Annotated in this window: 17 protein-coding genes and 5 tRNA genes; 8 read left to right on the plus strand and 14 right to left on the minus strand. The window is 60.8% G+C overall.

The features are described 5' to 3' along the window. Window positions 1-125 precede the first annotated feature (125 nt). A complete protein-coding gene (locus AD666_RS17845) occupies window positions 126-1016 on the plus strand; it encodes a LysR family transcriptional regulator (RefSeq protein ID WP_053154761.1) in 891 nt (296 codons plus the stop codon). Window positions 1017-1082: 66 nt separating this feature from the next. After that, window positions 1083-4361 carry an EAL domain-containing protein gene (locus AD666_RS17850; RefSeq protein WP_053154764.1) on the plus strand — a complete coding sequence of 1093 codons (3279 nt, stop codon included), beginning with the start codon at window positions 1083-1085 and terminating at the stop codon, window positions 4359-4361. Between the two features lie 53 nt (window positions 4362-4414). Here AD666_RS17850 and AD666_RS17855 read toward each other — a convergent pair whose 3' ends face one another. The 11 genes from AD666_RS17855 to uvrB all read right to left on the minus strand — a co-directional run bounded on the left by AD666_RS17855 (window position 4415) and on the right by uvrB (window position 12583). Next, entirely contained in the window at window positions 4415-4867 is a 453-nt protein-coding gene (locus AD666_RS17855; protein ID WP_053154767.1) for an Hsp20 family protein, read from the minus strand. Window positions 4868-4987: 120 nt separating this feature from the next. Continuing rightward, a complete protein-coding gene (locus tag AD666_RS17860; RefSeq protein ID WP_053154770.1) occupies window positions 4988-5947 on the minus strand; it encodes a tRNA-dihydrouridine synthase in 960 nt (319 codons plus the stop codon). A gap of 155 nt (window positions 5948-6102) precedes the next feature. Next, window positions 6103-6546, minus strand: a complete 444-nt coding sequence (locus AD666_RS17865) for a thioesterase family protein (protein ID WP_053154778.1) — start codon at window positions 6544-6546, stop codon at window positions 6103-6105. A 76-nt stretch (window positions 6547-6622) separates the two neighbouring features. Beyond that, window positions 6623-7456 (minus strand): alpha/beta fold hydrolase, encoded by an 834-nt coding sequence (locus AD666_RS17870; RefSeq protein WP_053154781.1) that lies wholly within the window; start codon window positions 7454-7456, stop codon window positions 6623-6625. A gap of 27 nt (window positions 7457-7483) precedes the next feature. Then, window positions 7484-8023 (minus strand): TetR/AcrR family transcriptional regulator, encoded by a 540-nt coding sequence (locus tag AD666_RS17875; RefSeq protein WP_053154784.1) that lies wholly within the window; start codon window positions 8021-8023, stop codon window positions 7484-7486. Window positions 8024-8204: 181 nt separating this feature from the next. Beyond that, window positions 8205-8280 (minus strand) — tRNA-Glu (locus tag AD666_RS17880). A gap of 76 nt (window positions 8281-8356) precedes the next feature. Further along, a tRNA-Ala gene (locus AD666_RS17885) sits at window positions 8357-8432 on the minus strand. 53 nt (window positions 8433-8485) lie between these two features. Further along, window positions 8486-8561 (minus strand) — tRNA-Glu (locus AD666_RS17890). 78 nt (window positions 8562-8639) lie between these two features. Beyond that, window positions 8640-8715 (minus strand) — tRNA-Ala (locus AD666_RS17895). A gap of 146 nt (window positions 8716-8861) precedes the next feature. Then, window positions 8862-10343 (minus strand): glutamate--tRNA ligase, encoded by a 1482-nt coding sequence (gene gltX / locus AD666_RS17900; RefSeq protein ID WP_053154787.1) that lies wholly within the window; start codon window positions 10341-10343, stop codon window positions 8862-8864. 224 nt (window positions 10344-10567) lie between these two features. Then, window positions 10568-12583 (minus strand): excinuclease ABC subunit UvrB, encoded by a 2016-nt coding sequence (gene uvrB / locus AD666_RS17905; RefSeq protein WP_053154790.1) that lies wholly within the window; start codon window positions 12581-12583, stop codon window positions 10568-10570. Between the two features lie 332 nt (window positions 12584-12915). Between uvrB and AD666_RS17910 the strand changes: the two genes are divergently transcribed. From AD666_RS17910 to AD666_RS17925, 4 genes are all read left to right on the plus strand, one after another. Beyond that, complete coding sequence (locus AD666_RS17910) at window positions 12916-14112, plus strand: amino acid aminotransferase (RefSeq protein WP_053154793.1); 1197 nt, start codon at window positions 12916-12918, stop codon at window positions 14110-14112. A gap of 198 nt (window positions 14113-14310) precedes the next feature. Beyond that, window positions 14311-14386, plus strand: a tRNA-Asn gene (locus AD666_RS17915). 244 nt (window positions 14387-14630) lie between these two features. Then, window positions 14631-14825 (plus strand): hypothetical protein, encoded by a 195-nt coding sequence (locus AD666_RS17920; protein WP_053154796.1) that lies wholly within the window; start codon window positions 14631-14633, stop codon window positions 14823-14825. A gap of 88 nt (window positions 14826-14913) precedes the next feature. Further along, on the plus strand, window positions 14914-15096 hold the full coding sequence (locus tag AD666_RS17925) for a hypothetical protein (protein ID WP_053154799.1): 183 nt from the start codon (window positions 14914-14916) through the stop codon (window positions 15094-15096). On the opposite strand, the gene AD666_RS17930 is transcribed toward AD666_RS17925, so the two are convergent. Then, the gene (locus AD666_RS17930) at window positions 15093-16154 is read right to left on the minus strand and encodes an AI-2E family transporter (protein ID WP_053154802.1); all 1062 of its coding nucleotides are present in this window, start codon (window positions 16152-16154) and stop codon (window positions 15093-15095) included. The genes AD666_RS17925 and AD666_RS17930 overlap by 4 nt on opposite strands. 151 nt (window positions 16155-16305) lie before the next feature. Between AD666_RS17930 and yegQ the strand changes: the two genes are divergently transcribed. Next, the gene (gene yegQ / locus AD666_RS17935; protein WP_053155387.1) at window positions 16306-17631 is read left to right on the plus strand and encodes a tRNA 5-hydroxyuridine modification protein YegQ; all 1326 of its coding nucleotides are present in this window, start codon (window positions 16306-16308) and stop codon (window positions 17629-17631) included. 177 nt (window positions 17632-17808) lie between these two features. Here yegQ and AD666_RS17940 read toward each other — a convergent pair whose 3' ends face one another. Next, the gene (locus AD666_RS17940) at window positions 17809-19488 is read right to left on the minus strand and encodes a methyl-accepting chemotaxis protein (RefSeq protein ID WP_053154805.1); all 1680 of its coding nucleotides are present in this window, start codon (window positions 19486-19488) and stop codon (window positions 17809-17811) included. Between the two features lie 334 nt (window positions 19489-19822). Here AD666_RS17940 and AD666_RS17945 point away from each other — a divergent pair, with 334 nt between their 5' ends. Continuing rightward, on the plus strand, window positions 19823-20785 hold the full coding sequence (locus AD666_RS17945) for an IS110 family transposase (RefSeq protein ID WP_053147561.1): 963 nt from the start codon (window positions 19823-19825) through the stop codon (window positions 20783-20785). 112 nt (window positions 20786-20897) lie between these two features. Here the strand turns inward: AD666_RS17945 and AD666_RS17950 are convergent, their stop codons facing one another. Beyond that, window positions 20898-22262 (minus strand): HlyD family type I secretion periplasmic adaptor subunit, encoded by a 1365-nt coding sequence (locus AD666_RS17950; protein ID WP_053154808.1) that lies wholly within the window; start codon window positions 22260-22262, stop codon window positions 20898-20900. Window positions 22263-22321: the final 59 nt, after the last annotated feature.

A 22321-nucleotide genomic window follows, 5' to 3' on the forward strand; every position in this document is an offset into this window, starting at 1 on the left:
CCTGGGCTTTTATTGAATCAATAACCCTTTGGCTTGTGAGGCTGATGGTAAGAGGCTACATTAAATAACTCAAATTCATATTTTTCATGCTTTGCATAACTCACAGGAATCCCATCGAGACGGCCATGGACCTTGCGAACCTCAACGCCTTCATCGCCATTGCCGAGACGGGCAGTTTCTCGGGTGCCGGTGAACGCCTGCACCTGACCCAACCGGCGGTCAGCAAGCGGATCGCCGGCCTGGAACAGCAGCTCAACGTGCGTCTGTTCGACCGGCTGGGCCGCGAGATAGGCTTGACCGAGGCCGGCCGGGCGCTGCTGCCACGGGCCTATCAGATCCTCAACGTGTTGGACGACACCCGTCGTGCCCTGACCAACCTGACCGGCGAAGTCACCGGACGGCTGACGCTCGCCACCAGCCACCACATCGGCCTGCATCGCCTGCCGCCTCTGCTGCGCGAATTCACCCGTCGTTACCCGCAGGTGGCGCTGGATATCCAGTTTCTGGATTCGGAAGTCGCCTACGAAGAAATCCTTCATGGCCGGGCGGAACTGGCGATCATCACCCTCGCCCCGGAGCCGCATGCCCTGATGCGCGCCATGCCGGTGTGGGACGACCCTCTGGACTTCGTGGTGGCGCCAGAGCATGCGTTACTGGAGAACCCCACCGTGAGCCTGGCGGACATTGCGCTGCACCCGGCGGTATTTCCAGGTGGCAATACCTTTACCCATCACATCGTCCAGCGCCTGTTCGAGGCCCAGGGCCTGACGCCAAACATCGCCATGAGCACGAATTATCTGGAAACCATAAAAATGATGGTTTCCATCGGCCTCGCGTGGAGCGTCCTGCCACGCACTATGCTTGACGATCAGGTAGCGCGCATTCCTTTACCGGGCATACAGCTCAGTCGCCAGCTAGGCTATATCCTGCACACCGAACGGACGCTGTCGAACGCTGCTCGGGCTTTCATGGCCCTACTGGACGCACAAATCGATCTGCCAGGGACCCAGGCATAGGTTGTGCTACTCCTCTGGTGCCGAATGCCTGTGCTTAACGCCCAACTGCCCAAGGCTCGCTAGATAATGCCCAACCCTGCCGACCATACCCCGCCCTTGCCACGCATCCAGGCGCTTGACCCCAAGCGGTCCGAGCAAAGCTGGGACAGCGCACCGCAGCTGCTGGCCGCCCTGAACGGCGCGCACCTGGGGGCGTGGTCGTGGGATATCGAGACCGGGAAGATCAGTTGGTCCCGGGGTACCCAGGCGCTGTTCGGCTTCGATCCGCGCCAGCCGCTGCCAACGGACGTTGAGTACCTCGACCTGTTGCTGCCCGAAGACCGGGCCAAGGCGATCCGGGCGTTCCACGCGGCCGTGGCTGGCGCGCCATTGGAACAGGCCATGCACCACCGCATCGTCTGGCCCGATGGCAGCCTGCATTGGCTGGAGATCAATGGCAGCGTATTGCCCGACAAGCACGGTCGTCCGCGCATGATCGGCGTGATCCGCGAAATCACCCACCAGCGCGAGCGCGAACAGGCCCTGCGCAGCTCCGAAAAACGTTTCGCCACGCTCTTCCATCTCTGCCCGAACATGGTCTTGCTGACCCGCCAGGAAGATGGACTGATCAGCGAAGCCAACCAGTATTTCGAAAGCCTGTTCGGCTGGCCGGTGCATGACGTGATCGGACGGACCACTCTGGAACTGGGTTTGTGGGTCGACCCCAGCCAACGAGCCAGGCTGGTGGAAGCGACCAAGGCCAAGGGCGAGCTGGTCAGCATGGAAGTGGAGTTCCGGGCCAGCAACGGCCAGATTCACAACGGCATACTCAGCGCGCAGAAAGTCGAGCTCGAAGGCCAGCCCTACCTGTTGAGCACCTTCCTCGACACCACCGAACGCAAACTGGCCGAACAGGCGCTCAAGGACAGCCAGGAACGCCTGGACTTGGCGCTCGACTCGGCACAGCTGGGTACCTGGGACTGGCACATCCCCAGCGGCATGCTCTACGGCTCGGCCCGGGCCGCCCAGCTGCACGGCCTGGAGCCCAAGCCCTTCCATGAATCCTTCGATGCGTTTTTCGAGGGCGTACCGGACAATGAACGCAACAACATGCGCAACGCCTACCGCAGCCTGCGCGAGGGCCCGGCCGGCAACTACCAGCTGACCTACCGCGTACAGCTACCGGATGGCAGCTCCCGCTACCTGGAAAGCCGCGCACGCCTCTATCGCAACGAAGACGGCAGCCCCCTGCGCATGGCCGGAACCCTGCTGGACATTACCGACCAGGTGGAGCGTGAACAGAGCCTGGCGGCGTCGGAAGAGAAATTCGCCACACTGTTCCAGGTGAGCCCCGACCCGATCTGTGTCACCCACCATGACAGCGGTCGGTTCCTGGAGATTAACTCCAGCTTCACCCAGACCTTCGGCTGGGTCGCCAGCGAAGTCATTGGCCGCACCGCCGACGAAATCGGTCTATGGGACGCCTCGGGCAGCAGCCTGCAACGCATCGAACGAGTGATCCGCGAGCAGTCGCTGAGCAACGTCGCCATTGTCGTGCACCATAAATCCGGCTATCCGTTGACCTGCGTGATCTCCAGCCGACAGATCAATGTCGGCAACCAGCCCTGCATCGTCACCACCCTGCGGGACATCACCCAGCAGCAACGCTCCGAAGCAGCCCTGAAGGCCAGTGAAGAGAAATTCGCCAAGGCGTTCCACTCCAGCCCCGACGCCATCACCATCACCGAACGCGACAGCGGCCGCTACCTTGAGGTCAACGATGGTTTCTGTCGCCTGACCGGCTACCGTGCCGACGAAGTGATCGGCCATACGGTGTATGAGGTGGGTATCTGGGCGGAAACCAAGCAACGCACGGCGTTGTTGGCCGAACTGCAACTCAAGGGTCGCGTCCATCATCTGGAAATGCTCGGGCGCAACAAGCGCGGCGAGATGCTCACCGTGGAAGTCTCGGTGGAGCCCATCACGCTCAATGAAACGGCCTGCCTGTTGCTGACGGCCCGGGACGTGAGCCTGTTGCGCAACGCCGAAGCACAGATCCGCCACCTGGCCTATCACGACCCGCTGACCAACCTGCCCAACCGCGCCCTGTTGATGGACCGGCTGAGCCAGCAGATCGCCCTGCTCAAACGCCATGACCTGCGGGGCGCGCTGCTGTTCCTGGACCTGGATCATTTCAAGCACATCAACGACTCCCTTGGCCACCCGGTGGGCGACACGGTATTGAAGATCATCACTGCCCGCCTTGAAGCCAGCGTGCGCCAGGAAGACACCGTCGCACGACTGGGTGGCGACGAGTTCGTGGTGCTGCTCAGCGGCCTGGAAGGCACTCGCGCTGAAGTCAGCGAACAGGTACAGAAGCTGGCCGACACCTTGCGCGAGTTGCTCTCCGAACCGATGTCCCTTGATGGCCAGCGGCTACAAGTCACACCAAGCATCGGCATGGCGTTGATCCCCGACCATGGCACCACGCCCGCCGACCTGCTCAAGCGCGCCGACATCGCGCTCTACCGCGCCAAGGATTCGGGACGCAACACTTCGCAGATGTTCCAGGCCACAATGCAAAAGGCCGCCAGCGAACGGCTGCGCATGGAGACAGACCTGCGCCAGGCCCTGGCCCGTGGCGAGTTCAGCGTACATTTCCAGCCTCAGGTCGATGCCCGGGACAACCGCATCATCGGGGCCGAAACCCTGGTGCGCTGGCATCACCCGGAACTGGGCGCCCAGTCGCCCAACGAGTTCATCAAGGTCCTGGAAGACAGCGGACTGATCCTGGAAGTCGGCACCTGGATCCTCGACGAGGCCTGCGACGGCTTCAGGCAACTGATCGCCAAGGGCAAGGTCGATCCCCGGCGCTTCAGCCTGTGCGTGAATATCAGCCCGCGACAATTCCGCCAGAGCGATTTTGTCGAACGTATTGAAACCAGTCTTGCCATTCACGGCCTGCCCTGCTCCATGCTCAAGCTTGAAATCACCGAAGGCATCGTGATCCAGAACCTGGACGACACCATCGGCAAGATGCGCCGCCTCAAGAAACTGGGGGTGAGCTTTGCCATGGATGACTTTGGCACAGGCTATTCATCGCTGACCTACCTCAAGCGCCTGCCGGTGGACACGCTGAAAATCGACCAGTCATTCGTGCGCGATGCCACCAGCGACCCCAACGACGCCGAAATCATCCGCGCCATCGTCGCCATGGCCCGCAGCCTGAATCTGGAGATGATTGCCGAAGGTGTGGAAACCCTGGAACAGTTACAGTTCCTGCAGGGGCTCGATTGCCATTTGTACCAAGGCTACCTGCACAGCCGGCCGTTGCCGTTGGAAGCGTTCGAGCGGTTGTTGCCGTAAGCGACGAGCATGAAAAAGGGCGCCTTCCGGCGCCCTTTTTCAGTGGCGATGCATCAGTTCTGCAGCGCGGGTTGTTGCTGCGCACCGTTGATCGGGATGCGCTTGGCTTTCGCCTCTTCCGGAATCACCCGCAACAGGTCGATGCTCAACAGACCGTTGCTCAGGCCGGCGGACTTGATTTCGATATGATCGGCCAACCGGAAGGACAGTTTGAACGCACGCTGGGCGATGCCCTGGTGCAGGTAAGTCACGCTGTCGTTGCTGGCCTCGCGCTTGCCGCCGCTGATGGTCAGCACACCTTTTTCCACCTGCAGGTCCAGGTCTTCTTCCCGGAACCCGGCGGCGGCGACCACGATGCGGTATTCGTCATCGCCATGTTTTTCCACGTTGTAGGGTGGATAGCTGCTGCCCGGTTCATTACGCAAGGCGGTTTCGAACAGGTCGTTGAAACGGTCGAAGCCCACCGAGGAACGGAACAGAGGGGCCAGCGAGAATGCAGTACTCATGATTCAAATCTCCTGAAAAGTTCAGCAAGGTTTTTTGTCTCCGCGACCCGAATTCGGCATCGCGTACCCCCTATCTAGGGTCCGCCAAATACTTTTCAAGAGCTTTTTTCGAAATTTTTTTCAGGCCGCTTCGGTGCGCTGCACTCCCAGCAAATGGCCCACCGCATCCAGGTCGGTTTCCCGTCGTAACGCGCTGAACAGCACAACCGCTTCGGGATAATTGCGCGTCAGCATCGCCAGCCACTGCTTCAGCCGACCGGGGGCCTGGCGCGGAGTCAATTGCTCGACCACTTGCATCCAGAAGTCCTGGAGCATCGGTTGCAGCTCGGCCCAGGACATCTCGATCACTTCCTCGCCAGCCCGGGCCGCGGCGATCTGCCGGGCCAGATCGGGACGGGAAACAAGACCGCGACCGAGCATGATGTCCTCGACGCCACTGATTTCACGGCAACGGCGCCAATCCTCCACGCTCCAGATGTCGCCATTGGCGAACACCGGCACCTTGACCACTTCCTGGACCCGCGGGATCCATTCCCAGTGCGCCGGCGGCTTGTAACCGTCGGTCTTGGTCCGCGCATGCACCACGATGTGCGCGGCGCCACCTTCGGCCAGGGCCGTGGCGCAGACCAGCGCGCCGTCCGGGCTATCGAACCCCAGGCGCATCTTGGCGGTGACCGGAATATGGCCGGGCACCGCGCGACGCACATGCTCGACGATCTCGTTCAACAACTCCGGCTCCTTGAGCAGCACCGCCCCGCCTCTGGACTTGTTCACGGTCTTGGCCGGACAGCCGAAGTTCAGGTCGATCACTTCCGCGCCCAGCTCGCAAGCCAGCACGGCGTTCTCCGCCAGGCACACCGGGTCCGAACCCAGCAGTTGCACCCGCAACGGCACGCCGGCAGCGGTCCGCGCATGGGTCAGCAGCTCCGGGGCAAGCTTATGGAAGTAGGCCGGCGTGAGCAGGCGGTCATTGACGCGGATAAACTCGGTCACGCACCAGTCGATACCGCCAACGCGAGTCAGGACGTCCCGCAGGATGTTGTCGACCAACCCCTCCATGGGCGCCAGGGCAATTTGCATGGGAAAACGCACTCAACGAAAAAACGTGCGGCAGTTTACCGGATTTTGCCCCAATCCTGTGGGAGCGAGGCTTGCCCGCGATGCAGACACCTCGGTTTATTCTGATACCGAGGCGATGCTATCGCGGGCAAGCCTCGCTCCCACAGGGGTTCGACTCATGACAACGCTGCCGTGGGTATGGCCGCACCATAACCCTCAACGAATTCCGGCGGCATGCGCTTGGGCCTGCCGGTGGAAAGTTCGATGCAGACGAAGGTGGTCTGGGCACGCAGCAAGGTGGTGTTGTCGCTGGGACGAATCAGTTGGAAATGCCGGGTCATCTTCAATCGCTGGTCCCAATCGACGATCCAGGTTGCCAGTTGCAACTCGTCCCCTTCGTAGGCAGCAGCCAGATAGTCGACTTCATGACGCACTACCGCCATGGCCCGGTCCAGTCGCCGGTATTCCGCCAGATCCAGTCCCAGCCGCTGGGAATGACGCCAGGCACAGCGCTCAAGCCAAGTGACATAGACCGCGTTGTTGGCGTGGCCCAGCCCGTCGATATCTTCGGGGTTTACCTGAAGATCAATGATGAACGGTGTTGCCCGATCCCAGCCCATGCCCCTCTCCCGGTCGAATGTGATCGAGGCAGTGTACCCGATCCCTGCGGGACCCGGGCCAGCCTTGCTCGCACACTCAGGCCGATTGCCGCGCTTGCAGGTTACGCCCGGCCAGCAGTGATAACACGCCTTCGATGACGCGCGGATCGGCCAGCACCCGCTGGTGCCCGCCCGCCGGTAGCCGCAGCAGGCGGCTGTCGAACCAGGCATCATGGATCAGTTGCGACTCCGTAACCGGAACCGACGTATCATCCTCGGCATGGACGATCAGACCCGGCACGTCCAATTGATAGTGCGCGACATCCATCTTCGAAGCCGGCATACCCACATCATTTTCCACCTGACGAATGAACGCCGAGCGCGCCTTGGGCGGCAATCCCATCATCCGGGCGAAACCACGCAACACCCCAAGGATGCGCGCCGGCGCGGCAATGCTGACCAGCGTCTCGGTGCGCAAGCCCAACTGGACCGCGAGCATGGCGCTGGCGCCGCCCATGGAATGCCCGATCACTGCCTGCAATGGCGGCAGCTCAGCCGCGGCTTCCAGCATGGCCCGGGCGAACAGCAGAACATTCGCCTCGCGACCGGGAGAGCGGCCATGGGCCGGCCCGTCCAGCGCCACCACCGTATACCCGGCGTCCACCAGCGCGGTGATCAGCGCAGCGAATTGCGTGGGCCGCCCTTCCCAACCGTGCATCAGCAAAACAGTCGGTCCCTTGCCCCAGCACAAGGCAGAAAGACCGAAGCGCAAGGTGACGCGCTCGGAACTCGCCAGCAAGGGCAGTTCCCAGTCCCGTGGCGGCAGATTTCGTGGTCGCATGAACAGCGTCCGCATTTTCTTCGCCACCAGGCGCGGGGCTACCCGGCCAAGCGTGCCATTGACGCCGCGAATCCAGCTCAACCTGTCCATCGCTCATCTCCAGAACTGCGTCTGTGCTCAGCGCACCGCCGATTTGGCCGCACGCAATAAACGATCCGATAAATCTCCCGGCCCCAACGCCCGCGCCAGGGCCAGGCCGCCGACCATCAAGGCGATATCGGCCAGGGCTTTGTCGGCGTCCTCCGGGCTGGCCGCCAACTGTGCGGTCATCAGCTCGACGTGCTCATTGAGCACTTCACGGAAAGGGTCCGGCAGCCGCCCGAGCTCACCGATCGATGCGGGGATCGGGCAGGCATTCTCAGTGGAGTCCCGGTGCTTTCGCGACAGATAGAACGCGGCCACCAGAGCACGCCGCTCTTCACCGGTCAGTTCGGCATCCATGTCGGCGATCAAACCGCGACGCCGACTGAGCAATTGCTTGAACGCCTCCAGCATCAAGGCGTCCTTGCTTTCAAAATGGGCATAAAAGCCGCCGACCGTCAGCCCGGCCGCGCCCATCACCTCGCCCACGCTCGGCTCGGCCGGGCCACGCTGAATCAGCGCGTCGCTGGCGGCCTTGATAATGCGTTCACGGGTCTGTGCCTTTTTATCGCTCATCGCTGCCTCCAAATATTACGACTGAAATATTATTCGCATAATAAATTTCTGCAAGCGAATTCACGGACCGCCCGTCAGAAGCATCATTTTATTGAGATTGAAAATTGGCTGAACGCCAGAAAAACAAAAGGGCCATTCAATGATTGAATGACCCTTAAAAATCCCGCAGAGCGGGTAATCGTGGCGTCCCCTAGGGGACTCGAACCCCTGTTACCGCCGTGAAAGGGCGGTGTCCTAGGCCACTAGACGAAGGGGACACAAACCTTCTTGCTTGATCAGCACTGAGAACTGATCGATTCAAGGCCGGTGTGGCCAGACCTTGAACCTGTCGATTGGTGGAGCTAGACGGGATCGAACCGTCGACCTCTTGCATGCCATGCAAGCGCTCTCCCAGCTGAGCTATAGCCCCGAATTTTTCGCCTTGCGGCGGAGCGACATATTGCAATATCGCTTCTGTAAAACTGGCGTCCCCTAGGGGACTCGAACCCCTGTTACCGCCGTGAAAGGGCGGTGTCCTAGGCCACTAGACGAAGGGGACGCAAACCCTTCTAACAACTGATCAACGCTGAGTGTTGATCCCTTCAAGGTCGGTGTGGCCAGACCTTGAAGTGTAAATTGGTGGAGCTAGACGGGATCGAACCGTCGACCTCTTGCATGCCATGCAAGCGCTCTCCCAGCTGAGCTATAGCCCCTCATCGCTGAGGACGGGGCGAATCTTAAGGGCGTATCGGAGGGCTGTCAAATTTATTTTCAACAAATTTGAAAATTTTTTGCCGGGATAACAATCACTTACCGACAAACCCCGGAAAACCGGGGTGTGCCCTGCCTCATCGACCGCTTAAGCAATCGCGCCCAGCAGTTTTTCCCACTCCTTGTTTTCCTTCTTCGACACACCACCGAGCAGATCGATGGCCTGGCGCAGACGGAAACGGGTCAGATCCGGCCCGAGGATTTCCATCGCGTCGAGCACCGATACCGAGCTGGCCTGGCCGGTAATGGCGGCGAACATCAGCGGCATGGCATCGCGCAATTTCAACTCCAGAGACTCGACCACGGCCTGGATGGTCGCGGTGATGCTGTCCTTGTCCCACTGGCGCAGACTTTCGAGCTTCCACAGGATCAGTTGCATCAACTGACGCACCTGATCGCCCGAGAGCTTCTTGGATTCGAACAACTTCACATCCGGCGTCACGCCACCAGCGAAAAAGAAACCGGCCAGCGGGGCGATCTGGCTGAAGGTTTCTACCCTGCCCTGCACATGGGGCGCGATTTTCATCATGTACTCGGGGTTGAATGCCCACTTCTGCACGCGAGCGGCGAACTCTTCCACCGGCAGGTCCCGCAGCCACTGGCCGTTGAGCCATGACAGCTTCTCGATGTCGAAGATCGGGCCTCCCAGGGAGACGCGCGACAGGTCGAAATGCTCGACCATTTCCTGCAACGAGAACTTCTCACGCTCGTCGGGCATCGACCAGCCCATGCGGCCGAGGTAGTTGAGCATCGCCTCGGGCATGAAGCCCATGCGCTCGTAGAAGGTCACCGAGGTCGGGTTCTTGCGCTTGGACAGCTTGCTCTTGTCCGGGTTACGCAGCAGCGGCATGTAGCACAACTGCGGCTGTTCCCAACCGAAGTACTCGTAGAGCAGGATCAGTTTCGGCGCCGATGGCAGCCATTCCTCGCCCCGCAACACGTGGGTGATGCCCATCAGGTGATCGTCGACCACGTTGGCGAGGAAGTACGTCGGCAGGCCATCGGTCTTCATCAGCACCTGCATGTCCATGCGATCCCACGGGATCTCGACATCGCCGCGCAACATGTCCGGCACCACGCAGACGCCTTCACTCGGCACTTTCATGCGAATGACATGGGGCTCGCCGGCCGCCAGGCGACGGGCGACTTCTTCCTTGGACAGCAGCAGCGCACGGCCGTCGTAGCGCGGGGTTTCGCCACGGGCGATCTGCTCGGCGCGCATCTGGTCCAGCTCTTCGGCGGTGCAGAAACACGGGAACGCATGCCCCATGTCCACCAACTGCTGGCAATACTGCTTGTAGATGTCACCACGCTCGCTCTGGCGGTACGGGCCGTGCGGGCCGCCGACATCCGGACCTTCGCTCCAGTCGATGCCCAACCAGCGCAAGGCGTCGAAAATCTGCTGCTCGGACTCACGGGTCGAGCGCAACTGATCGGTGTCTTCGATCCGCAGGATGAACTCACCGCCGTGCTGCTTGGCAAAGCAATAGTTGAACAAGGCGATGTAGGCGGTGCCGACATGGGGATCGCCAGTGGGCGAAGGCGCGATGCGGGTGCGGACGGTGGTCATGGCATGTCTCAAAAAGAAGATAAAAGCGAAGGTGAAACAGGGGGCGAATGGTAACAGGCGATGGTGGGCGGGCTCCAGTCAGAGGGGGATTTGTATAGCCGACCTTTGGACCGAGTCGCCCTCAATCGCGAGCAGGCTCGCTCCCACAGGGGATTTGTGAACGCCACAAGTCCAATGTGGGAGCGAGCCTGCTCGCGATAGGGCCCTGACAGGCAACAAAAGACTCAGACAGTGAGCAACCGCTCCCGCAACTTCCCAATCTCGTCGCGCAACTGCGCCGCCGCCTCGAACTCCAGGTCCCGGGCCAACTGGTACATTTTTTCTTCCAATTGCCGGATCCGCTTGGTGATTTCGCTGGGCGAGCGCAGTTCGGCCTCGTAGCGGGCGCTTTCTTCGGCGGCCTTGGCCATGCCCTTACGCTTTTTGCTGCGAGAGCCCGGCACGGTGGCGCCTTCCATGATATCGGCAACGTCCTTGAACACCCCTTTGGGCGTGATGCCGTTCGCCAGGTTGAACGCAATCTGTTTCTCACGACGGCGCTCCGTCTCACCGATAGCCCGTTCCATGGAGCCGGTGATGTTGTCGGCATACAGGATCGCCCGACCGTTGAGGTTACGCGCCGCACGGCCGATGGTCTGGATCAGCGAACGTTCGGAGCGCAGGAAACCCTCCTTGTCGGCGTCGAGAATCGCCACCAGCGACACCTCCGGCATGTCCAGGCCTTCGCGCAGCAAGTTGATGCCCACCAGCACGTCGAAGGTGCCCAGGCGCAGGTCCCGGATAATCTCGACCCGCTCCACCGTGTCGATGTCCGAGTGCAGGTAACGCACCCGCACACCATGGTCGGCCAGGTAGTCGGTGAGGTCTTCGGCCATGCGCTTGGTCAGCGTCGTGACCAATACCCGCTCCTCCACCGCCACGCGCTTGTTGATTTCCGAGAGCAAGTCGTCCACTTGGGTCAGTGCCGGACGCACCTCCACCTGCGGGTCGACCAGCCCGGTCGGCCGCACCACCTGCTCGACTACACGGCCGGCATGCTCGGCTTCGTAGTTGCCGGGGGTGGCCGAGACAAAGATCGTCTGCGGACTGACGGCCTCCCATTCGTCGAAGCGCATCGGCCGGTTATCCAGTGCCGAGGGCAGGCGGAACCCGTATTCCACCAGGGTTTCCTTGCGCGAGCGGTCGCCTTTGTACATCGCGCCGACCTGAGGCACGCTGACGTGGGACTCGTCGATCACCAGCAAGGCATCGGCCGGCAGGTAATCGTACAAGGTGGGCGGTGGCGCGCCCGCCGGGCGGCCCGACAGGTAGCGCGAGTAGTTTTCGATGCCGTTGCAGTAGCCCAGTTCCAGGATCATCTCCAGGTCGAAACGGGTTCGCTGTTCCAGGCGCTGGGCTTCCACCAGCTTGTTGTTCGAGCGCAGGTATTCCAGGCGCTCCTGCAGCTCGGCCTTGATGCCCTCGATGGCGTCCAGCAGGGTTTCCCGTGGCGTCACGTAGTGACTCTTGGGATAGAAGGTGAAGCGCGGCAGCTTGCGGATCACCTCCCCGGTCAGCGGATCGAACGCCGAGATGCTCTCCACCTCATCGTCGAACAGCTCGATGCGAATCGCCTCCAGGTCCGACTCCGCCGGGTAGATATCGATTACATCACCCCGGACCCGGAACGTCGCCCGGGCGAAATCCATGTCGTTGCGGGTGTATTGCAGGTCCGCCAGGCGGCGCAGCAAGGCGCGCTGGTCGAGCTTGTCGCCTCGGTCGACGTGCAACACCATCTTCAGGTACGTCTCCGGGCTGCCGAGGCCGTAGATGCATGACACGGTGGTGACGATGATCGCGTCCTTGCGCTCGAGCAACGCCTTGGTGGCCGAGAGCCGCATCTGTTCGATGTGGTCATTGATCGAGGCATCCTTCTCGATGAAGGTGTCCGAGGACGGCACATAGGCTTCAGGCTGGTAGTAGTCGTAGTAAGAAACGAAATACTCCACCGCGTTGTTGGGGAAAAACGCCTTGAACTCACCGTACAACTGCGCCGCCAGGGTCTTGTTCGGCGCCAGTACCAGGGTCGGACGCTGCACCTGGGCGATCACGTTGGCGATGCTGAAGGTCTTGCCCGAGCCGGTCACACCCAGCAGCGTCTGGTGGGAAAGCCCCGCCTCGATACCTTCGACCATCAGGCGGATGGCTTCCGGCTGGTCGCCGGCGGGCTTGAATCGGGTGACGAGCTGGAATTCAGACATGACATAACCTCTGGGTTCACTCCTGTCGGCCAGGCGACAGGAACGAGGAAGACCGAAACGACTGATGTCGTCCGAGGAAAAAGCTGGAATGCAGACAATGTGGAGGTGAATGCCTTCGCTTTCAAGACGAACGTCCTACACGCCTTGGAGTCTTTGACGCTGCGACAGGACTAACGGTCGAAAAAAATCGAAAATACTTACCGTAAATGCCGAATCGCCTGTCGCCGTGCCCGGTGATGGCCTCTATACTAGCTCCCCGTTTGTGCACCGCTCTAGTGCATTCGGCTGGAGCGCGACACGTCCCCTCATACTCCATTCAGAGCCGCGCAATAATGAGCCTGTTTTCCGCTGTCGAATTGGCACCCCGCGACCCCATCCTGGGCCTCAACGAAGCATTCAACGCCGACACCCGTACCAATAAGGTCAACCTGGGCGTGGGTGTTTACTGCAACGAGGAGGGGCGCATTCCACTCCTGCGCGCCGTGGTCGAAGCCGAAACGATTCGCGTGGCCCAGCACGTTTCCCGTGGCTACCTGCCAATCGATGGCATCGCCGCCTACGACCAGGCGGTCCAGACCCTGCTGTTCGGCAAGGACTCTCCGCTGATCGCCGCCGGCCGCGTCATCACCACCCAGGCCGTGGGTGGCACCGGCGCGCTGAAGATCGGCGCCGACTTCCTCAAGCAACTGCTGCCCGACGCCGTCGTGGCCATCAGCGACCCAAGCTGGGAAAATCACCGCGCCCTGTTCGAAACCGCCGGTTTCCCGGTGCAGAACTACCGCTACTACGACGCGGCCACCCATGACGTGAACCGCACGGGCCTGCTGGAAGACCTCAACGCCCTGCCCGACCGCTCCATCGTCGTGCTGCACGCCTGCTGCCACAACCCGACCGGCGTGGACCTGAGCCCGGAAGACTGGAAAAACGTACTGGCGGTGGTCAAGGCCAAGAACCACGTTCCGTTCCTGGACATGGCCTACCAGGGTTTTGGCGACGGTATCGACGAAGACGCGGCGGCCGTGCGCCTGTTCGCCGAATCGGGCCTGACCTTCTTCGCATCCAGCTCGTTCTCCAAGTCGTTCTCCCTGTACGGCGAGCGCGTTGGCGCCCTGTCGATCGTCAGCGAATCGAAAGAAGAAAGTGCTCGCGTGCTGTCCCAGGTCAAGCGTGTGATCCGCACCAACTACTCCAACCCGCCGACCCACGGCGCCAGCATCGTGGCCGCCGTGCTCAACAGCCCTGAGCTGCGAGCCCAATGGGAAGCGGAGCTGGCCGAAATGCGCCTGCGGATCCGCGGCATGCGCAACCAGATGGTGGACCTGCTCGCCAAGGCCGCACCGCACCGCGACTTCAGCTTCGTTGCACGCCAGCGCGGGATGTTCTCCTACTCCGGCCTGACCGTCGAACAAGTAGCGCGCCTGCGCAACGAGTTCGGCATCTACGCCTTGGATACCGGTCGCATCTGTGTGGCGGCGCTGAACCAGAACAACATCGACGTGGTGACCAAGGCGATCGTGCAGGTCATCTGAAGCCCGCTGAATAACGGGACTCAATGAAAAAAACCTGTGGGAGCGAGCCTGCTCGCTCCCACATGGTTCGTGCGTTTCCCGTCTCAGGGGCTGGGTGAAGCGGTAACAAGTGAGCAAAGGATCGCCCACTGCCTTCCAATCCCCCAATCATCACTCAAAGCTTGACTTCTCTTTTCCAATCAGTAACATACGCGTCATTCCGCGATAGCTCAGTTGGTAGAGCAAGTGACTGTTAATCACTGGGTCCCTGGTTCGAGTCCAGGTCGTGGAGCCAGATAGCAATACAAAAGCCCTTGAATCGAAAGATTCAGGGGCTTTTTTGTGGGCGATTCTCAGGCTCATGGCCATTTAAGCCTGCCCGATGTCGCTACCGGAACAATAATCCGGCGCCAAAAAGGCATTATGGTCTGAATCCTGCTTTCTTTTCCTGCAACCCAAGCTGTCACGCGGGTGTCATGACGCCGCCGCAAGCTGGCGCTTGTCCATGAACAGCAGCTTATAACAACAAGGACGAAGGTATGCCTACGCAGAATCCCCACCGCATCGTCGGCCTGTGCACCTCGAGCAAGGTGTACAACGCGCTGACCGAGCTCAAGCAACTGGAAGGCCATCGCAGCGCCAAATTCCTTTCGCTGTTGACTGAAAATCTGGTGCGCAAAGGCCTGCTCAACGAACGGGAAGTGCTGCACATGCTCGATCAGGTCGTCGATTGAGCGGCGTCGATTCCTACTATCGAGGCTGTTGATTTTTCGTCCTGCCGGCTGAGTCGTAAGGTAACCCCATCGATTGATGGAGGTTCTCATGTCCAAGATTCACATCATGTCTGTCGTTGGCAGCGCCGTCCCCGCCCCGCTCAGGGAACGTGGCCTGCTGGCCTGTTGGTATCTGGTCCAGGACGGCGTGACGATCAGCGGCCCGCTGACTTCACTGCCCGCCGCCCAGGCGTTGTCGCAACGTATCGGCCCTTATGTCCTGACCGCCTAAGGCAACTTCACCTTGGGCCCACTCTCGACAAACAGCGCCCAGCACGAGATGAAGAGCGCGGCAATCAGCGGCCCGATCACGAACCCGTTCAACCCGAACACCGCCAGGCCGCCCAGCGTCGAGACCAACACGAGGTAGTCAGGCATCTTGGTGTCCTTGCCCACCAGAATCGGACGCAGGAAGTTGTCCACCAGCCCGATCACGAATACACCGAACAGCGTCAAGACGACGCCCTGCCAGATCGCCCCCGACAGCAGAAAATAGACCGCCACCGGTGCCCAGACGATGCCCGCCCCCACGGCCGGCAGCAGTGACAGGAACGCCATCAGCACCGCCCACGGCAGTACCGTCGGAATTCCCAGGATCCAGAAAATCAATCCGCCCAGGGCCCCTTGGGTGATGGCCACCAGCAGGTTGCCCTTGACCGTCGCTCGCACCACCCGATTGAACTTCAATTGCAGGCGACGTTTCTGGTGTTCGGCCAAGGGGATGGCGGTACGCACCTTGCGCACCAGCTCCGCGCCATCGCGCAGGAAGAAAAACAACAGATAGAGCATGACAAAGAAGCTCACCAGGAACTGGAACGTACCCTGGCCAAAGCTGAAGGCCTGGGTGGCGAAGAACTCGCTGCCCTGCATCGCACTCTTGACGATCTTGTCCCGCAACCCACTCAGGTTACCCAGGCCGAAGCGGTCAAGCAGATGCTGGAAGTACGGTGGCAAGGCATCCTTGAACCGGGCCAGGTAATCGGCGACATCCAGCTCTCCGCTCTCCAGACTCTTGTACAGCGCCGCCCCTTCCTGCACCAACAGCGTGCTGATGACGATCACCGGCAGGATCGCAATGACCACGCAGGTGCTCAGAGTGAACAGCGACGTGACGTTGCGCGGCCAGCCGAACTTGAGTTGCAGGCGACGCTGCATCGGCGCAAAGACGATGCCCAGGATCACCGCCCAGAACACTGCGCCGTAGAACGGCAGCAGGATCCAGATGAAGGCAATGGTGACCAGGGCAAGCAACAGCATCTGGGATTTGTTTTGCAGCATCTTTCGGTTCATCAGCTTTCCATGTCTACAAGGCCGGATAACCTTTAGTCAGCCCGGACTCGCCGGAGTGCCGTCGCGTTTGCTCCTTCGGATATTGACCTGCGTCAATACCGTCCGGCCGTGCGTGGCCTACCCTCGCCGCTTTTTGCGATCCGACGCCACCATGCCCCTCGTAGCCCCCGAACTGCTCGCCCCCGCCGGCACCCTGAAAAACATGCGCTATGCCTTCGCCTACGGTGCCGACGCGGTGTACGCCGGCCAGCCGCGTTACAGCCTGCGGGTGCGCAACAATGAATTCGACCACGCCAATCTGGCTCTGGGCATCCAAGAGGCCCAGGCCATGGGCAAGCGATTCTACGTGGTCGTCAACATTGCGCCGCACAACGCCAAGCTGCGCACGTTCCTCAAGGACCTCGAACCGGTGATCGCCATGGCGCCGGATGCGCTGATCATGTCCGATCCCGGGCTGATCATGCTGGTTCGCCGGCATTTCCCCGAGATGCCTATCCACCTGTCGGTGCAGGCCAATACGGTGAACTGGGCGAGCGTCGAGTTCTGGCAGCAACAAGGCCTGAGCCGGATCATCCTGTCGCGGGAATTATCCCTGGAGGAAATCGCCGAAATTCGCGAACACGTGCCGGCCATGGAACTGGAAGTGTTCGTCCACGGTGCGCTGTGCATGGCCTATTCCGGTCGTTGCCTGCTGTCGGGTTATTTGAACAGGCGCGACGCCAACCAGGGCAGTTGCACCAATGCCTGTCGCTGGAAGTACTCGGCGCAACCGGCGGTGGAAAATGCGACGGGCGATATCGTGCACACCTATCAACCCGAACCCACCCTGGGCCTCGGGGCACCCACGGACCAGGTGTTTCTGCTCCAGGAAGCCAACCGCCCGGACGAATCCATGCCGGCCTTCGAGGACGAACACGGCACCTACATCATGAACGCCAAGGATCTGCGGGCGGTGCAGCATGTGGAGCGGCTGACTCGCATGGGCGTGCACTCGCTGAAAATCGAAGGCCGGACCAAGTCGCACTTTTATTGCGCCCGCACCACCCAGGTGTATCGCCGGGCCATCGACGACGCCGTGGCCGGTCGGGCATTCGACCGCAGCCTGATGACCGACCTGGAGTCGCTGGCCCAACGCGGCTATACCGAGGGCTTCCTGCGGCGGCATGTACATGATGAGTATCAGAACTACCAGAACGGCAGCTCAGTGTCGGAGCGCCAGCAGTTCGTCGGCGAACTGACCGGCGAGCGCCGCGAACGCCTGGCCGAGGTGAAGGTCAAGAACCGCTTCGAAGTCGGCGACCACCTGGAACTGATGACACCCAAGGGCAACTTCCACTTCGACCTGCATCAATTGCAGGACGTCAAAGGCCAACGCATCGACGTCGCCCCGGGAGACGGGCATGTGGTGTACGTGCCGATTCCGGATGCGGTGGATTTGCGGTTCGGGTTGTTGATGCGGGATGTGCGCCAGGCTTAGGGGCGCCGCCGTCTATTGTGGGAGCGGGCTTGCTCGCTCCCACAATAGCATGCATTGACCTTTTGATCGCAGAAACTGCCGAAGGCTGCGGTCCTCCTCTCCCGATAGGGCCCGGTTGCCCAGGCGTTGCATCTGGATCGAGAGCGAAAGACCGCAGCCTTCGGCAACTCCTGGGGATCAGATCCGGAACTGACCCACGAGTTTGCCCAGGCGCTGGCCCAGCTCGTTCAGGCTGCGGGAGGTCTGGGCGCCGAGTTGGGTTTCGTCGGCGACGGTGTCCACTGCCACGGCGATCTGGTGCACGCTGCGGTTGATTTCCTCGGCCACGGCGGTTTGCTCCTCGGCGGCGCTGGCGATCTGGGCGTTCATGGAGTTGATAGTGCCAATAAGTTGCGCCATGGTGTCCAGGGACGCCCCCGCCTCGTTGGCCCGCACCGACGTCCCATCGCCGGCCTCACTGGAGCGGCGCATCGCTTCCACGGCGGCATGGGTACCCGATTGCAGGCGGTCGATCATGCCCTGGATTTCCTGGGTGCTCTGCTGGGTCCGACTGGCCAGGGCCCGGACTTCATCGGCCACCACCGCAAAGCCGCGCCCGGCCTCCCCGGCCCGTGCGGCTTCGATGGCGGCGTTGAGGGCCAGCAGGTTGGTCTGCTCGGCAATCGAACGAATCACGCCCAGTACGCTGACAATCGAGGCCACGTCCTGTTGCAGACTGTCCAGGGACACGCCGCTGCTGCGGATATCCTCTACCAGCGCATGAATCTGCTGGATGCTGCCGGCCACGACGCGCTTGGCGGACTGACCCTCTTCATCGGTCTGCTGGGCCGCGACAGCCGCGCCCTGGGCGCTGCGAGCCACTTCCTGTGCGGCCGAGGACATCTGGTTGATCGCCGTGGCGACCTGGTCGGTTTCGTGGCGCTGCCGTTCCATGGCCTGCTCGGAGCGCTGGGCCTGTTCGGATACCTGAGTCACCAACCCGGTCAATTGCGACGTCATGTCAGTGATCTGCCGTACCAGGCTGTGAATCTTGTCGACAAAGCGGTTGAACGAACCGGCCAGTTGACCGAGCTCGTCCTGGCTGGTTATGGCCAGTCGCCGGGTCAGGTCGCCCTCACCCGCTGCGATGTCATCGAGGTTGTCTTTCATCAGGTGCAGCGGTCGCAGGATGGTGTTGGCCAGCAGCAGCCCCACCACCGCAATCACCAGCAACACGACGGCGGCGATGCCGACAATGCTCAATATCACCCCTTGCACACGCTCATGGACCTTGGCTTCCACCAGGGCAACCTGGGCTTCGATGCCGTCCAGGTTGACCGAGCTGCCCACTGCCATGTCCCATTTGGGCAGGTATTCGGTGTAGCCGAGCTTGGGCACCAGGTCCTTGCTGTTGGGCAGTGGCGAGCTGTATTCGAGGTAATGGGTCCCGTCCTTGGCGACCTTCACCAGATCACGGTTGACGTAGACACCGTTCGGGTCGCGGTTGTCCTTGAAGCTCTTGCCCACGCCATCGGGGCTGTTGGCCTTGAACAGGCGCACGGTTTCGGAGTCGTAGCCGAAGAAATAACCGTCCTTGCCGTAGCTGACGTTCGACAGCAGTTTGATCGCCTGGGCTCGCGCAGCGTTATCGCCGGGCGCGGCGGCATCGTACAGCGGCCTGATGGCGGTCAGGCCCACCGCCACGTAATTCTGCAGCGTGGCCTTGGCCTCGGCGAGCAGGCGCTCACGGGTCTGCCGGACCTCGTTGGCGGCCTGTTCCTTCAGGATGAATGCCGTGGTCAGGCTGATGATCGCAGCGGACAGCAATACCGGGAGTATTGCCAGGGACAGGACTTTAGCCTTCAGGCTCAGGCGCATGCTGTTCACTCTTGTAGGTGTTATTGGCGTGGTTAGCTGTATTAACGGCATCGCACGGCAAAACTGTAGGACAAGGTGAGCAGGGGCTTAGGGAAGGGTTGATCTGGGCGGCCCCTTCGCGAGCAGGCTCGCTTGTATGTTTAGACTTGAAGGGGTGGGCGGGACTAAAAGCTCGATTCCGACTCTAGCCAGTACGGACCGTGGGAGACTTCTCGTCCCGCCCCTTCTACCCAAAGCGCCAATATGGAATTCATCGACAAGATCGACGATAGATGCAAGCCAGCGCAAAGGTAGACCCCGACAAGCACCTAAACCCTAGCCCCGAGGATTTGTTATGACAATCCTTACCTCGCAAACGGTTGTTGGCATTGATGTCGCTAAGGCCGAAATCGCTGTATATCGCTCTGATCTGCAAACGATAGATACCGTTAAGAATGATCGAACAACCCTAAAACGCTGGCTTAAAACGTTGCCCGCCCAAAGCGCCATTGCCATTGAAGCTACCAACATTTATCACCTGGACACCGTCGACTTGGCTCATGCGATGGGGCATCAGGTTTATGTCGTGGATGCTTATCGGGTAAGTAACTATCGTCGCGGCATTGGGCAGCGAGCCAAGAACGATCCTTGTGATGCTCGTTTGTTAGCGCGGTATTTGACCAATGAACAGCACGAGCTGCGGCTCTGGTGTCCCCCTCCAAAGGCCTACACAACGCTAAAGAGCTTGCTTCATAGACGTGCGACGCTGGTCAGAAATCATACCGCTCTGATGTTGAGCTGGATCGACGAGCCTCTGCTGAAGGAAGCGCTGGCCACTCAGCAAACAGCCTTTGAGCAAGCGATCAAGGCTATTCAGAAACTGCTACGAAAGGTCAGCAAAGACTCAGGAATTGCAGAAAACATCGTCCGTTGTAAAGCCATCGAAGGCGTAGGCGAGCTGGTCGCAACCGGACTGGCCACCAGTTACATGCGGGGCAATTTTGCGAACAGCAATGCATTTATTGCGTTTTTGGGAATGGACCTGAGGGTGGATGACTCTGGCAAAAAGAATGGCCCCCGGTATCTAACCAAGAAAGGCGATCCAGAGATAAGGCGCTTAGCTCACATCGCTGCGATGACGGCCTCTCGCTCGCCTAGATGGAAACCCTTCTACGAGTCATACCTGGCAAGAGGCTTTTCAAAAACTCAGGCATTGGTGGTGCTTGCCCGTAAGCTCTGCCGAGTTGCATTCGCTCTGATGAAAAATCAGAGCGAATACCAGCCGAAGCCGATGTTGCAGGGTTGCCCTGCAACATAGAATCTCCCACAGTAGATCTCCAGTGGGCGAATGAGTGTCCGTCGCAGATCCACTGTGGGAGCGGGCTTGCTCGCGAAGGCGGCGTATCAAACAACACATTCTCCTGAGGATATCAGCGCTCCCGCATCGCCTCGGTCCTGGCCTTCAACACCGGCTTGAGCAAGTAATCCAACACACTTTTCTCCCCGGTGATGATATCCACCGTCGCCACCATCCCCGGGATGATCAGCAACGGCTTGGCATCGCCGCCCAGGTGGTTCTTATCGGTGCGCACCTGGATCAGGTAGAAGCTGTTGCCCTTGTCGTCGGTGATGGTGTCGGCACCGATCAGTTCGAGCCTGGCGCTCAGACCGCCATAGATGGTGTAGTCGTAGGCGCTGAACTTGACCATGGCTTTCTGGCCCGGATGGAGGAAGGCCACGTCCTGTGGGCGGACCTTGGCTTCGATCAGCAGGTTGTCTTCCAGGGGCACGATTTCCACCATGTCGCTGCCCGGCTGGACCACGCCGCCGATGGTGTTTACCTTCAGTTGTTTGATCACGCCGTGCACCGGCGAGACGACGGTGGTGCGGGTCACGCGGTCGTCGATGGCGATGCTCGAAGCGGTGATTTTCGACAGATCGGTGCGTTTCTCGTTGAGCTCCTTGGCTGCGTCCGAGCGGAAGCTCTGTTCCGATTCGTCGATCTTGCTCTTGATCTCGTTGATCGCCGATTCGGCCCGGGGAATTGCCAGGGTGGTGGCGTTGAGCGAGCCGCGGACTTCTACCGCGCTGCGTTTGAGCCGCAGGATTTCCACCGGCGACACCGCCCCGGTTTTCACCAGCGGTGCGGACATGTTCATTTCTTCCTGCAGCAGGGCCAGGGCGGAACTGAATTGGCCTTGCTTGGAGCGAAACTCCGCCAGCTCCTGGGTTTTCTGCCGCAGTTGTTCGGTCAGGGTGCGTTGTTCGCTGGCCAGGCGCCGCTGCCGTTGTTCATACAGCGAGCGCTCGTCTTCGGCCACCTGCGGTGCCTTGGCGGTCACTTCGGCGGATACCTGGAACGGCCGGCCCTCGGCCTCGGCCGACAGGCGCTCGACCTGGGCCATCAGGGCGTACCGGTCGGCTTCGCTTTCACCCTTGTTGGAAAGATAGCGCGTGTCGTCCAGGCGCAGCAGCGTATCGCCCTTGTTCACCATCTGGCCTTCGCGCACGAAAATCTCGGTGACGATGCCGCCCTCCAGGTTCTGGATGACCTGCACCTTGCTCGACGGAATCGCCTTGCCTTCACCGGTGGTGACTTCCTGCAAGACCGCCAGCTTCGCCCACACCAGCCCGGTGATAATCAGCCCGGCGGCCAGCCACACCGTGACGCGGGACCGACGGGGCGAATCCTGCAACGCAGCCCCGGTGGTTTCCGACATGAACTCGCTTTCGGCGCTTTTGCTGAAGCTGCCGAAGTAGCTTCGGGCGGCGGAATCGGATGTTTGAGCAGACATGGCGGTACTCGTCGGTTAAATGAAGTTGAAGCTCGGCACATGACCGATGGGAGCGAGCA

Origin of the sequence: Pseudomonas sp. Pf153 (assembly GCF_001269775.1) — a bacterium.
GTDB classification, from domain to species: Bacteria; Pseudomonadota; Gammaproteobacteria; order Pseudomonadales; family Pseudomonadaceae; genus Aquipseudomonas; species Aquipseudomonas uvaldensis.

Coding starts and splice junctions, on each gene's coding strand:
- AD666_RS17875 (WP_053154784.1), bottom strand. CDS start 8,023: ATGAGCGATAAAAAGGCACAGACCCGTGAACGCATTATCAAGGCCGCC.
- AD666_RS17920 (WP_053154796.1), top strand. CDS start 14,631: ATGCCTACGCAGAATCCCCACCGCATCGTCGGCCTGTGCACCTCGAGC.
- AD666_RS17950 (WP_053154808.1), bottom strand. CDS start 22,262: ATGTCTGCTCAAACATCCGATTCCGCCGCCCGAAGCTACTTCGGCAGC.
- AD666_RS17855 (WP_053154767.1), bottom strand. CDS start 4,867: ATGAGTACTGCATTCTCGCTGGCCCCTCTGTTCCGTTCCTCGGTGGGC.
- AD666_RS17925 (WP_053154799.1), top strand. CDS start 14,914: ATGTCCAAGATTCACATCATGTCTGTCGTTGGCAGCGCCGTCCCCGCC.
- AD666_RS17865 (WP_053154778.1), bottom strand. CDS start 6,546: ATGGGCTGGGATCGGGCAACACCGTTCATCATTGATCTTCAGGTAAAC.
- AD666_RS17860 (WP_053154770.1), bottom strand. CDS start 5,947: ATGCAAATTGCCCTGGCGCCCATGGAGGGGTTGGTCGACAACATCCTG.
- AD666_RS17910 (WP_053154793.1), top strand. CDS start 12,916: ATGAGCCTGTTTTCCGCTGTCGAATTGGCACCCCGCGACCCCATCCTG.
- AD666_RS17850 (WP_053154764.1), top strand. CDS start 1,083: ATGCCCAACCCTGCCGACCATACCCCGCCCTTGCCACGCATCCAGGCG.
- gltX (WP_053154787.1), bottom strand. CDS start 10,343: ATGACCACCGTCCGCACCCGCATCGCGCCTTCGCCCACTGGCGATCCC.
- AD666_RS17845 (WP_053154761.1), top strand. CDS start 126: ATGGACCTTGCGAACCTCAACGCCTTCATCGCCATTGCCGAGACGGGC.
- AD666_RS17945 (WP_053147561.1), top strand. CDS start 19,823: ATGACAATCCTTACCTCGCAAACGGTTGTTGGCATTGATGTCGCTAAG.
- AD666_RS17940 (WP_053154805.1), bottom strand. CDS start 19,488: ATGCGCCTGAGCCTGAAGGCTAAAGTCCTGTCCCTGGCAATACTCCCG.
- uvrB (WP_053154790.1), bottom strand. CDS start 12,583: ATGTCTGAATTCCAGCTCGTCACCCGATTCAAGCCCGCCGGCGACCAG.
- AD666_RS17870 (WP_053154781.1), bottom strand. CDS start 7,456: ATGGACAGGTTGAGCTGGATTCGCGGCGTCAATGGCACGCTTGGCCGG.
- AD666_RS17930 (WP_053154802.1), bottom strand. CDS start 16,154: ATGAACCGAAAGATGCTGCAAAACAAATCCCAGATGCTGTTGCTTGCC.
- yegQ (WP_053155387.1), top strand. CDS start 16,306: ATGCCCCTCGTAGCCCCCGAACTGCTCGCCCCCGCCGGCACCCTGAAA.